Annotated in this window: 11 protein-coding genes; 4 read left to right on the plus strand and 7 right to left on the minus strand. The window is 70.1% G+C overall.

Annotated features, from left to right (window positions below; translation table 11 throughout):
• The first annotated feature begins 35 nt into the window (after positions 1–35).
• The 3 genes from ACWDRB_RS49700 to ACWDRB_RS49710 all read left to right on the plus strand — a co-directional run bounded on the left by ACWDRB_RS49700 (position 36) and on the right by ACWDRB_RS49710 (position 4887).
• A complete protein-coding gene (locus ACWDRB_RS49700; RefSeq protein ID WP_449906722.1) occupies positions 36–1568 on the plus strand; it encodes a sulfatase-like hydrolase/transferase in 1533 nt (510 codons plus the stop codon).
• A complete protein-coding gene (locus ACWDRB_RS49705; RefSeq protein ID WP_449906724.1) occupies positions 1565–3364 on the plus strand; it encodes a DUF5605 domain-containing protein in 1800 nt (599 codons plus the stop codon). The genes ACWDRB_RS49700 and ACWDRB_RS49705 overlap by 4 nt, the downstream gene beginning before the upstream one ends.
• A gap of 464 nt (positions 3365–3828) precedes the next feature.
• Positions 3829–4887, plus strand: a complete 1059-nt coding sequence (locus ACWDRB_RS49710; protein ID WP_449906727.1) for an LLM class flavin-dependent oxidoreductase — start codon at positions 3829–3831, stop codon at positions 4885–4887.
• A gap of 196 nt (positions 4888–5083) precedes the next feature.
• Here ACWDRB_RS49710 and ACWDRB_RS49715 read toward each other — a convergent pair whose 3' ends face one another.
• From ACWDRB_RS49715 to ACWDRB_RS49730, 4 genes are all read right to left on the minus strand, one after another.
• Entirely contained in the window at positions 5084–6613 is a 1530-nt protein-coding gene (locus tag ACWDRB_RS49715) for an FAD-dependent monooxygenase (protein WP_449906730.1), read from the minus strand.
• Positions 6614–6721: 108 nt separating this feature from the next.
• Positions 6722–8002, minus strand: a complete 1281-nt coding sequence (locus tag ACWDRB_RS49720) for an erythromycin esterase family protein (protein WP_449906733.1) — start codon at positions 8000–8002, stop codon at positions 6722–6724.
• Between the two features lie 67 nt (positions 8003–8069).
• Positions 8070–8465, minus strand: coding sequence for a DUF3224 domain-containing protein (locus ACWDRB_RS49725; RefSeq protein WP_449906735.1), 396 nt, complete (start codon positions 8463–8465; stop codon positions 8070–8072).
• Positions 8458–9117 carry a CatB-related O-acetyltransferase gene (locus ACWDRB_RS49730; RefSeq protein WP_449906738.1) on the minus strand — a complete coding sequence of 220 codons (660 nt, stop codon included), beginning with the start codon at positions 9115–9117 and terminating at the stop codon, positions 8458–8460. The genes ACWDRB_RS49725 and ACWDRB_RS49730 overlap by 8 nt, the downstream gene beginning before the upstream one ends.
• A gap of 133 nt (positions 9118–9250) precedes the next feature.
• Between ACWDRB_RS49730 and ACWDRB_RS49735 the strand changes: the two genes are divergently transcribed.
• Positions 9251–9847 carry a TetR/AcrR family transcriptional regulator gene (locus ACWDRB_RS49735; protein ID WP_449906741.1) on the plus strand — a complete coding sequence of 199 codons (597 nt, stop codon included), beginning with the start codon at positions 9251–9253 and terminating at the stop codon, positions 9845–9847.
• Positions 9848–9862: 15 nt separating this feature from the next.
• On the opposite strand, the gene ACWDRB_RS49740 is transcribed toward ACWDRB_RS49735, so the two are convergent.
• The 3 genes from ACWDRB_RS49740 to ACWDRB_RS49750 all read right to left on the minus strand — a co-directional run bounded on the left by ACWDRB_RS49740 (position 9863) and on the right by ACWDRB_RS49750 (position 12424).
• The gene (locus tag ACWDRB_RS49740; protein ID WP_449906744.1) at positions 9863–10636 is read right to left on the minus strand and encodes a MerR family transcriptional regulator; all 774 of its coding nucleotides are present in this window, start codon (positions 10634–10636) and stop codon (positions 9863–9865) included.
• A gap of 4 nt (positions 10637–10640) precedes the next feature.
• On the minus strand, positions 10641–11438 hold the full coding sequence (locus tag ACWDRB_RS49745) for an alpha/beta fold hydrolase (protein WP_449906747.1): 798 nt from the start codon (positions 11436–11438) through the stop codon (positions 10641–10643).
• 68 nt (positions 11439–11506) lie between these two features.
• Positions 11507–12424 carry an NADP-dependent oxidoreductase gene (locus ACWDRB_RS49750; RefSeq protein ID WP_449906750.1) on the minus strand — a complete coding sequence of 306 codons (918 nt, stop codon included), beginning with the start codon at positions 12422–12424 and terminating at the stop codon, positions 11507–11509.
• Positions 12425–12562: the final 138 nt, after the last annotated feature.

Here is a 12562-nt window from a genome sequence, read left to right on the forward strand (position 1 = left end):
ACGCTACCCCCCAATTCAGTAACGGGAGGATGACCATGACGTATCGCCCGAATTTCCTGGTGGTGGTCGCGGACCAGCTGAGGGCCGACGCGGTGGGCGCCTTCGGAAACCCGTCCGCGCGCACTCCGAACCTCGACCGCCTCGCCGCGACAGGCACCGCCTTCACCAACGCCTACGCGCAGCATCCGGTGTGCTCGCCGAGCCGCGCGTCGTTCCTGTCCGGCTGGTATCCGCACACGGCGGGGCACCGGTCGTTCGGGACGCCGCTGCGCACCGACGAGCCGAACTTCCTGCGCACGCTCAAGGAGAACGGCTACCACGTGGCCTGGGCCGGGGACCGCGGCGACACGTTCGGCCCCGGCGCGACCGAGCTCAGCGTCCACGAGCACGGCTTCGGCACGCGGCCGACCAGCGGCCGATGGGCGGGTGGCGCCAAAGCGGCCATGGAGCTCCCGCGGATGGCGTCCGAGGTCGATCCCGACCTGTGGGACCGCCTCTACTACCACGGCCGCGTGGTCGACGACAGCGACATCGACTTCGACGAGGCGGCCGTGCGCACCGCCGAGGAGTGGCTCGCCGACCCGCCGGACGGGCCGTGGGTGCTGTTCGCGCCGCTGGTCGCGCCGCACTGCCCGTTCCGCGCCCCCGAACCGTGGTTCTCCCTGCACGATCGCGACTCCGTGGGCGACCCGGTGTCGGGCAGCGGCCCCGAACCCGCCTACCTGCAGGGGATCCGCGACTACTACGGTACGGACCGCGCGACGTCTGAGGTGTGGCGGGAGCTCCGGGCCACCTACCAGGGCATGGTCTCGCGGCTCGACTCACATGTCGGCCGCCTGCTCGACGGCGTGGACCGTACGGGTGCGGCCGAACGTACCGTGACGGTGTTCTTCTCCGACCACGGCGAGTACCTCGGCGACTTCGGCGTGGTCGAGAAGTGGCCGTCGGCGCTGCACAGCTGCATCACCCGCGACCCGGTGATCATCAGTGGCGGCGGGCTGCCGGCGCACGGCGCGGTCGACGCCATGGTGGAGCTGATCGACGTCTTCCCGACCGTGCTCGATCTCGCCGGGGTCGAGCCTGGACATCATCACTTCGGCCGCAGCCTGCTTCCGGTGCTGCGCGATCCCGCCGTGGGGCACCGCGAGTACGCGTTCAGCGAGGGCGGCTTCCTCGTCGAGGAGGAGCCGAAGTTCGAGCGCAGCGGCTTTCCGTACGACCGCAAGACGGCGCTGCAGCACGAGCGGCCGATGACCGTGGGCAAGGCCGCCGCCGTCCGCGACGAACGCTGGACGTACGTGTGGCGCCTGTACGAGCCCGCCGAGCTCTACGACCGGTCGGCCGACCCGCACGAGGCGCGCAACCTCGCCGGGCGCCCCGACCTGGCCGACGTCGAGGCCCGGCTCTCCGGCGTGCTGCTGCGCTGGCTGGTGGAGACCGCGGACACCTTGCCGGAGCAGGCGGACACCCGGATGCCCGACGTCGGCCTCCCCACCCCGGGCGCCCGCTCGGCGAAGTGCCGGACCCCGGGCGGCACTTCGGGCGGCACTTCGGGCGGCATGGCATGAGCGGCCGGGGATTCGGGCCGGACAGCCTGCTCGCCGACATCCTGGACCACGCCGAGGCCCGCGGCGTCATCCAGCGCACTCTGCCCGGCGTCGTGAACTCTCCCCTGCTCATACAGCTGCGCCGCCGCACCCTCGGCAAGATCACGGCCGCCGGTCCGTACGCCCGGCTCTCCCCCGCACAGCTCGACGACCTGTGGCGCGAGCTCGCCGCGCTCGACGCCGGCGACCCGGGCGTGCGCTCCGACCCGCCTGCGATCGCGCCGAACCCCCACCACGAGCAGGTCGGCACGCCGCGCGGCTCGGCCGGCGTGCTCTCCGCACCCGCCACGGGCGAAGTGTGGGCGACCTGGGAGCTCGCCCTCGCAGGACCGGACCACGGCAACCCGTTCGTCGACGTCGACCTGCGCGCACGCGCGACCGCCCCCGACGGGTCGACGCGCCGGCTCGGCGGCTTCTACGACGGCGACGGGATCTGGCGCGTCCGGCTGCTGCCCGACCAGGCCGGACGCTGGGTCGTCACGACGGAGGCGACCACGCCCTCCCTCGACGGGGTCACCGTCGAGCTCACCGCGGTGGCCGGCGCTGGTCGCGGGCCCGTCCGGGTGGCGGACCGCTATCACTTCTCGTACGCGGACGGCACGCGTCACCTGCCGCTCGGGACGACCGCGTACGCCTGGACCCACCAGAGCGAAGCGCTGCAGGAACAGACCCTGCGCACGCTCGCCGAGTCGCCGTTCACCAAGATCCGGATGGGGGTCTTTCCCAAGTCCTACCTCTTCAACGCCAACGAGCCGCCGCTCTACCCGTTCGAGCCGGACGGCGACGGCGGGTGGGACCACACCCGCCTCAACCCCGCCTACTTCCGCGCTTTCGAGCGCCGGATCGCGGATCTCGCCGCGATCGGCGTCGAAGCCGATGTCATCCTGTTCCACGCCTACGACCGCTGGGGCTTCTCGGACATGGGCACCGCCGCGGACGACCGCTATGTCCGGTACGTGGTTCGGCGATTGTCGGCATTGCCGAACGTCTGGTGGTCGCTCGCGAACGAGTACGACCTGCTGTTCTCGAAGTCCGTCGACGACTGGGAGCGGCTGGCCGCGATCGTCGTCGAAGAGGACCCGGTCGGGCACCTGCTCTCGATCCACAACTGCTTCCGCTTCTACGACTACGGCCGGCCGTGGATCACTCACGCGAGTGCGCAGCGCATCGACGTGTACCGCACCGCCGAGAACACCGACCAGTGGCGTGAACAGTGGGACAAACCCGTCGTCATTGATGAATGCGCCTACGAAGGCGACATCGACCAGGGGTGGGGCAACATCACCGGTGAGGAGATGACCCGGCGGTTCTGGGAGGGCGCGGTGCGCGGCGGCTATGTCGGGCACGGGGAGACCTACCTCAACGACCGCGAAGAGCTGTGGTGGTCGAAGGGCGGCGAGCTCGTCGGCTCGAGTCCGGATCGGATCGCCTTTCTCAGACGGATCATCGAGGAGTCGCCGACCGGGGTGCTCGACCCGCTGCCGAGCGACTGGGACACCCCTTGGGGCGGGGTGGCGTCGCGTTACCTGATCGCGTACTTCGGCTTCAACCGGCCGTCGTATCGCGATGTCACGATGGAGCCAGGCACGGTCTGGACGGTGGATGTGATCGACACGTGGAACATGACCGTCGAAACACTGCCCGGCACGTACTCGGGCAGCTTCCGGGTCCCTTTGCCGGCGCGCCAGTACATGGCGATCCGATGCGTCGCCACCGACGCCGACCAGCCTGCGGGACCACCGGGCACCGGGAGGTAGCCGGGGTGAGCGCTGCCCAACGTTTCGGACAGCCCGGTAATCCGGGCAGCTCGGTGATCAGGACAGCCCGGTAGTCCGGGCGGCTCGGTGATCCGGGCGGCTCGGCCCAACGGCAGCGCTCGGTTGGAGCCGATGGTGGCGCTCAGTATGGGCCGATGGCGCCCATCGACTGGCGCACCGCGAGCCGTTCCGCCCGGTTACGCGGCGTCCACCGGCTGATTCCCGCATCCTGGGCTACCGCCGCCGCCGTCAGCGCGGGACCGGCAGGTGCGACGCGACGGCGACGGCGACGGCGTCGATCGCGGCCGGTGAGGTCAGAGGCCGCCGACCCCGGCTCGATCTCAGCCGGTGAGGTCCAGGGCCGCCCGGCCGGGCTCGGACGCTGTCCCGGAATCCAGCCCACCAGCACTGCCTTCGGGGGCACTTCTCCCGCCCTCCCCCGCGCCATACTGCGCTGGAGACGAATGGCTGTGGCAGGACCGGAGAGGACGAGCATGCGCGGGTGCCGGCAGGCTGACGTACGCGTTTCGGTGCTGGACACCTCACCGATCGTTCAGGGGTCCACACCGAGGCAGGCGCTGCACAACACGGTGGATCTCGCGAAGCTGGCCGACGCGCTGGGCTTTCACCGCTACTGGGTCCCCGAGCATCACGGCATGCGCGGCGTCGCCAGCTCCGCCCCCGCCGTCCTCATCGGCCACCTCGCCGATACCACGCGGCACCTGCGCGTCGGCGCGGGCGGGGTGCTGCTGCCCAACCACGCTCCGATCGTGGTGGCCGAGCAGTTCGGCACGCTGGCCGCCCTCCACCCGGGACGGATCGACCTCGGCCTGGGCCGTGCCCCGGGCGGCCCTCGACCGGCCGTGGAAGCGGTCCGTCCCGAGCGGGACCGGACCGCGAAAACCTTCCGCCAGCAACTCGACGAGCTCCAGGCCTACCTAGATCCACCCCAGGACGCACAGGTCAAGGCGATTCCCGTCCTCGGCGGCAACGTACCGTCGCTGTGGCTGCTCGGCTCCACGACCAGCAGCGCCGACCTCGCCGCCGAACTCGGCCTGCCCTATGCCTTCGCCCACCACCTCAACGCGCAGATGGCGGTGGACGCCATGCGCACCTACCGGGAACGGTTCCGCCCCTCGGACCATGCCGCGACACCGACGACGCTGGTCAGCGTGTCCGTCATCGCCGCCGAGGACGACGAACGCGCCGAATGGCTCGCCGGGTCCACCCGCTTGAAGGTGCTCAGCCGGGTCCGGGGGAACCGCATCCTGCTGCCGAGCCCCGAGGACGCGGCAGCATATCCCTACACCGACGACGATCGCGCCGAAATCGCCGCCCGCTCGGATGGCGTCCTGGTCGGAGGCCCGTCCGCGGTGATCGAGCACCTGCAATCGGTGCTCGACGCCACCGGCACCGACGAGCTCATGATCACCACTCCCCTCTACCACCACGCGGATCGCCGCCGGTCCTACGAGCTGATCGCCTCCATCGCCGACCGGCTCCGCCCGAGCGCGAAACACTGACCCGGCTCCGGTCGGCCGTCTCCGCAGCCGGTGTCCGTACCAGCGGAAAATCGATCACGGCCGCCGAACAGGACGGCCCCGCCATGGAGGCGCTGCTCTCGCTGATCGGTGAGGCGCCGGTCTCGCCCCAGGTCCGTGCCGCCGCCTACCGGGCGCTCGCCTCACGGCCGGGAGGCGTCGACCTCGCAGGGCATGATCAGGGTGCGCCGAACCAGCCGGAGAGTGCTTCGCGCAGGGCGGGCGCGGCGGTGCCGGTGGGTTCGTCGATGGTCGCGGCCCAGGCGATGTGGGCGTCCGGGCGGATCAGCAGGGCGTCCGCCGGCCGAGCGTCGGTCTTGGCGGTGTGGATGTCGACGCGATGCCGCCAGTCTTGGGCGGTTTCGCGCAGGTCCGGGCGGTCGGCGAGGTCGAGCAGGATCGGCCGGGCGGGGTGCAGGAGTTCGGCGACGCTGGTCTTGCCCTGGCCGGTGTGGAGGGTGAGGTCGGGGGCGAAGGCGCCGGCGAGGGGGTGGTGGTCGGAGCCGGGCATCGGGTAGCGGATGTCGGTGCCGGCGACCAGCGCTCCCATGCGGCGCAACGGCTGCTCGTCGGCGAGGAGTTCCTGGAAGACCTCCCGCAGTGCTTCGGCGGCCGCGTCGTGCCCGCGCCGTAGTGCCACCTGGGCTCGGGTGTGCAGCATGGTACGGGCGCCGGCGAGGTGGCGTTCGCTGTGGTAGGTGTCCAGCAGGCCGGTCGGCGCCCAGCCGTGGAGGTCGGCGGCCAGTTTCCAGGCCAGGTTGACGGCGTCCAGCATGCCGGCATTGAGCGCCACCCCGGTGGCGGGGAACAGGTGCGCCGCATCGCCGGCCAGCAGGATCCGCCCCTCACGGTAGCGCTCGGCCTGCCGGGCCTTGAAGGTGAAGCGCGACAGCCGGAGCGCCTCTCCCACGGGCAGTTCCACGCCGAGCACGCGACGGACGCTGTCCTGCAGTTCGGCGACCGTCATCGGGACGTCGTCGTCGTACTCGGTGCTCTCGTCCTCGATGGTGTAGAGCGAGACGGCCTGGGAGCCGGGCGAGGAGCCGACGCCGAACAGACCACGGTCGGTCCGGGTGAAACCCGCGCGGACAGTGCCGAAGCCGGGCACGTCGAGATCGCCGTTGCCGAGCACGGTCACCTTCTCGGGCAAGGTGACCTGGGCCAGCCGGTTGACCTCCGGATAGATGGTGCCGGGAAAGCCGATGCCGGCCCAGTCGCGGACCCGGCTGCGCGCGCCGTCACACCCCACCAGGTAGCGGGCGATCACCCGGTACGGCCCGTCCGGGCCGTGCACGTCCACGCTCACCGCGGCCTCGTCCTGGCTCACCCCGGCCACCTCGTGCCCGCGGCGGACGTCGACGCCGAGCTCGCCGACGCGTTCGTCGAGCAGCCGCTCAAGCAGTTGTTGCGGGAGCGGCAGGGCGTGCAGCGGGGGATCTGCCAGCTGGGTGAAGTCCAGGTGCACACCGCCGAAGGGGAAGCGGGGAGCCGGAACAGGGCCGGTGCAGGCCGCTTCGAACCGTTCCAGCAAGCCCCGGTAGCGCAGCAGCTCCAGGATCTGCCCACCGAGACCACCTGCCTTCGGAGTGTCCCGGCGCTGCGGATGCCGCTCCAGCACCAGCGGCCGCACCCCGGCCAAGCGCAGCTCGGCGGCTAGCATCAGGCCGGTCGGACCGGCGCCCACAATGATCACATCGGTGTTCATCATCGGGTAACTCCCTCACAATCCGTCGTTGTCAGTGACACACGCATCTCGTAACTCCCTGTTCTGCAGGTTCTGGCCTCGGCTGACGATCTCCTGGACAGTCTGGACGATTCAGCTTTCGACGTCGTCGGCGACGGTGGAGGTCGGGGTGCTGAGGATGCCGTCGAACGCGTCGAGGACGGGGGTGTGCAAGTAGGCGCTTTGTATCCGGATGCGATCGGGACCCGGGGCAACGGCCTCTCGCCGTGCCCGGCGGAGGTCGGCGATGCTGAGCCCCAGGCCGGCATCCGCGAAGGCGGCTTCGACGCTTCCCGGCTCGGGCGCCTCCAACGCCGTGTTGTCGATGGCGAAACCGAAGCGCGCGTTCTCGTCGGGGCGCATATCGGCTGTGTGCCCGGTGGTGCTCGTCAGGCCGAGGGCGAAGTACTCATCGCCGAGTACGCGCTGCAGGTGCTGTCCCATCGGGAGCCCCGTGAGGTGACCGTTGAAGGAGATCGGCACCTTCTGGAGGTGGGCGTTGTGAGCCGCCAGCACGATGCGGGCCCCGGGTTCGAGGCGCTCCAGGTGCCACAGGACCGACCCGGCCATGTAGACGTCGCGGGCCGAGGTGTCGGCGGTCAGCCCGTTCCCGGCGTACAGGCCGGCCATGGCACGGAAGCCGTAGTCGGCGTGGCAGGCGGCCTCGATGCGACGCAGGGCGATGTCATAGCTGTGCTGATCGCCACGGGAGACGTACAGCGCTTCGACGGCGCGGAACCGGATGAGCAGGCGCATCAGGACAGCGCTGAGAGCGTCCTGCTCGGCGGTGGCCAGGCGCGTCCAGGCCGGCGCGGCCGAGGCCGCGGAGGCACCGGCGAACGACTCGGCCATCCGCATCGCCGCCTGGACCGCCGGGAGGGTTTCGGGATCGATCTCGCGGAGGTAGTCGGCGACCGGGGCCAGCGCGGGAAGCAGGGATCCACCGGCCGCCGGGATGTCGATCCCGGCGAAACGCACCGGCACCCCGGCTGTGGCGTTGTGCCGGCGCATCCAGCGCAGCGGCTCATCGACTCCCACGGGGATCGCCTCGGCGAGATGGGCCGACAGATCATCATCCGTCCCCTCCCCCTGGGCCCAGGCGTCAAGGGGGAAGCCTTCGCTGAAGCCGTACTCGAAGGCCAGGACGGTGAAACCGCAGTGTTCGACCAGGAACCGCAGGATGCGCCGGCGCATGAGTGAGAACTCGTTGATGAAGTGGGAGTTCTCACCGATCGCGACGACGCGGGCGTCGCCGATGATGTCGCGTACCGGCTTCAGATCGTCGAGCGGCGCCTCAGGGTCGAGGTGGGTGAGCGGGACGGCCTGGCGGCGAAGCCAGCCGGCGAACGGGTTTGGACGGGACGAAGCAGGCATGCCGATAGCTCGATTCCAACGGAGGTCAGATGTCGCAACCGCGAGCCAAGATCCGGCTCGAGTGATCTCACAACGTGTAGACCAGCGTGAGCACCTGGAACTCGCGCTCCATCGCCCGACCGGCGATCCCGGCGAGCTCTCCCGTCCCGGAGCTCGGGACGATGCTCCCTTCGCTGCCCTGTTCGGCTCCATCGGCCAGCCCCCAGTGCTGGATGACAAAGGTGCCCTGGCGGCCGTCGAGCGTGCCTTCGATTCGCTCCGAGGCGACGTAGCCACCGCCGGCGCCGCCTTGGGCCGTCAGCACCTCGGCGACACCCGTTCCCTCGATCACGCCCTGGTGGCGCTTGCGGATCGTTACCCGGGTCAGCTTGGGCCCCTCGGCGTGCTCGTCATACACGCTCTCGTTGAACTCGACGATCTCGAACTTCGCCTGCACGGTGTGCTCCACCTGCGGGTCACTCATGATGACTCGACTCCCAAGTTGCGGCCACCTTCTCCAGGTCGTCGATGCTGCCGGACATGATCGTGCGGATGTGCTCGGTGATGTGCTGAAGCGGCCAGTCCCACCAGGCCACAGCGAGGAGACGGTCGATGTCGGCGTCGCTGTGGCGGCGGCGGATGAGCCGGGCCGGGTTGCCGCCGACGATGCCGTAGTCGGGCACGTCGTCGACGACCACGGCCCCGGAGGCGATGATCGCTCCGTGGCCGATGCGGACACCCGGCATCACCATGGACCGGTAGCCGAACCAGACGTCATTTCCTACTACGGTGTCACCCCGTCCGGGCAGACCGGTGATGAGGTCGAAGTGCTCGGCCCAGGAGCCGCCCATGATCGGGAAAGGGAACGTCGAGGACCCGTCCATGCGGTGGTTGGCGCCGTTCATGATGAATCGCACGCCCTCGCCCAGCGCGCAGAACTTCCCGATGACCAGCTTTTCCGGCCCGTAGTGGTACAGCACGTTGCGGGTCGCGAAGGCGGTCGGATCATCCGGGTCGTCGTAGTAGGAGAACTCTCCGACCTCGATCAGCGGCGAGGTGACAAGAGGCCTCAGCAGCACCACCCGCGGCTGCTCGGGCATGGGATGCACCACGGTCGGGTCGGCAGGAATGGGCATCAAAGATCTTCTTCTTTCCGAAGAGGTGCCTGGCGGCTCTTATCGGTACGGAACGCACCGTCTCGATAGGATGATGTCCAAGTAGGACTTCGGATGTCAAGTACGGCACGTACCGTACCGATAAGGTGTCGGCATGACCGACACGCCCCATCGCCGCGGCGCCGACCGGACCGAGGCCATCATGCGGACCACGCTGGAGCTCGGCCAGGAGATCGGCTACGCCAAACTGAGCATTGAAGCGGTCGCCGCCCGTGCGGGCGCGAGCAAGCAGACCATCTACCGCCGATGGTCGTCCAAGGGCGCCCTGCTGCTCGACTCGCTGTTGTCGCTGAACGAGCCCGGCCTGGGCTATCCCGACACCGGCGACATCGTCGCCGACCTGCGCGCGCAGATCCGCGCGGCCGTCGACCTGCTGGCCACGCCACCCTTCGGCCCCTTGTACAAGGCCCTGATCGGCGAGGCCCAGCACAATGCCGAGGTCGCCGCCGCACTCAACGAGCGCTTCATCACCCCGCAGGCGGACAAGACCGTCGCCCGGCTGAAAGCGGCCCGCGACCAGGGCCAGCTGTCACCCGGCTTCGACCTCGACCTGGCGATGGCGATCCTGTCCGGCCCGCTGTACTTCCAGCTCCTGATCACTCAGGAACAACTGACCTATGAGTATGTCGACCGGATCCTCGACGCTCTCTTCGCCGGGATGGGGCCCTCGCCACGCTCGTCGGTTTCATAGGCGCCGGGGAGTCCGCTACGGGAGGTCGATGCCGGCCGAGCGCATCCTTGCCTCGAACAACTCATCCAGCCGAGCCCAGGCCGGCTTCTGCTCTTGTCCGTGGTGGCTGAGCAGGCTGTAGCGAATCGCGCCGTCGGCGCGGGCCCGGAGTCCGGCCGGGATCGGCAGCAGCGAGGGATGGGCGAGGAAGTGGTCGGCCATGGCTGTGGCGAGTTCGTCGATCCGGGGGTCGTCCGGCTCCCACTCGGCGGCACACCACAGGCGTTTGACCAAGGAGACGTACCGAGGGTCGTCGAGGGCGCGCTCGACCTTGGTGACATAGTCGTCGAAGCCTTCCGGCACCAGGGCCCTGATCAGCACCAGGCCCTCCCGGGCCATCGTCACGTCGTCCGGGGTGAAGCCCAGCTCGGCGGCCACCCTGTCCAGCTTCGTGAGAACGCGGTCGGGCAGCAGGGCCCGGTCGCCGGTGGCGAGCCGGCGCAGCGTGTCGCGCCGCGCGATCAGATCGTCGATCCGGTCGGTGAGGCGCCGTTCGACGTCGACGAGCGCGGCGGCGAACTGGTCAGGGTCGGCGTCGAGTATCGCCCCGATCTCGGCGAGCGGTACGCCGGCGGCGGCCAGCGTCCGGATCTGGACCAGCCGCAGCAGGTCGGCCGATCCGTAGCGGCGGTAGCCGGAGCTGTCGCGGCGGGGTTCGTCGATCAGGCCGTGCTTGTGGTAGTGCCGGATGGTTTTCACCGTGACGCCGGCGAATGCCGCCGCCTGGCCGATCGTGACGCCGCCGGTCATCTGCTCAGCCGACCGATCGTGGGGTGCCGGCGAGTTCGCGAACCGCGTCGGCGACGGCGCGGAAGTCCCTGCGCAGCATGTTGCCGTGGTTGCCGGCGACCTTCGCGCTCATCTTGATGTTCGGGTTGCGGGCGAGCACCGGGTCGAGGGTGGCGCGCATCTGTTCCATCTCCTCCCGGCTGCCGCCGAGGTTGGCACCCGTGGCGACCACGTACCGGACCGGACAGGTCACACCGTCCAGGACCGGGCCGAGGGCAGCGCAGACCTCGACGAGCTCGATGTTGCTCTGGGCATGCTCCTCGACGGACATCTTCGCGCACAAGTGCAGGGGGCGGAGCATCGGAAACAGCCAGCCCCACCGGCGGAACAGCCCCCGGATCCGTTCCGGGGTGACGGTGTCGGTCCAGCCGTGCGGGTACGCGCCGTCCACGGACACCACTCCCAGGACGCGGTCCGGGTTCCGGCCGGCCCAGTGCAGCGCGACCGGCGCGCCGTAGGACCAGCCGACCAGCAGCGGCCGGTCAACGCCCCTCGCCTTGAGGACGGCGTCGACGTCACGGACGTGCGCCTCGAACGAGGCGGCCGCCGCCGAACGCCTCGATCGGCCGCGAGCCCGCATGTCGTAGGTGATGTGCCGGTATTCGCCGCCGAGTTCGGCGATGACGCGCCGCCAGTACGACTGCGTGGCGAACTGTCCATTGAGGTAGACCACGGGCCGGCCGGGCCCACCGGTGTCGGTCACGGCCAGCGCGGTGTCGTCGACCGGAACCATGCCGGTCCAGGTGGAGTTCAGGTCGGTCACCCGTTCAGCGTGCACGCTGACCTAAGGTCAAGGTCAACCCTGAGGGGCGAACGGCTCGCCTTCCCCCGCTAGGGACGGAGCACGATCTTGCCGTGAGTGTGCCGCTGTTCCAGCTCGCGGTACGCGTCCCGTACCTGCTCCAGTGGGTAGGTGCGGGCGATCGGCACTTCGAGCTCCCCACGCGCGGCGAGCCGGGCCAGCTCGCCGACCACGACCGCGCACGCCGCGGCGCCTTCTCCGTCGGTACGCGCACCGACCTTGGCCGCGGCCTGCCAGTCGCAGATTGTGTTGATCCGCTCGGGCCGCACGCCCAGCTCCACTGCCAGCTCCACGTAGCCGTCGCCGAACGTGTCGATGAAAGCGTCGACTTTCCCGCCGCAGGCTTCCCGGATCCGCTCGGCCACACCCTCCCCGTACGCGACCGGAACGACACCGCGATCCTTCAACCAAGCGTGGTTCGGCTCGCTCGCCAGCCCGATCACCGTGGCGCCGCGCCGCCGCGCGAGCTGTACCGCAAGGGACCCGACGCCACCCGCCGCACCGGACACGACGACCGTGTCGCCCGGCCCGGGGTCGACCGCGAACACGGTGGCGTACGCCGTCGTGCCGGCCACGTACAACGACCCGGCCACCTCCCAGGACAGCCCCTTCGGACGCGGGGTCAGCTGCACATCGTCCACCACGACGAACTCCGCGTGGCTCGCCCTCTTGTGGGTGAAGCCGAGAACCTCGTCGCCCACCGCGACACCACGCACCTCCGGACCGACCTCCACCACGAGTCCGGCCAGATCGCTGCCCTGCCCGGAGGGGAACGTCGCCGGCCAGCGCTCGTGCCGCGCACCCTGCCGGATCATCACCTCGCCGGGCTGGATCCCGGCCGCACGGACCTCGACCAGCACCTGCCCGGGGCCGGGCACCGGACGCTCCACCTCCTCCACCCGCAGGACATCGATCCCGCCGTACTCGTGGAACCGCACCGCCTTCATCGCCTGATCACCGCTCTTCCTCGTTCGGACGGGCCTTCACACTGCCATCGCCCTCGATGGCCCAGGAACGGAGCGGTCTTCCTAGGACCGACGCTCCGATGATGCGCTCGACCACCGATTCGGGGATGCATCGCGACG

Source organism: Nonomuraea sp. NPDC003707 (assembly GCF_053587055.1).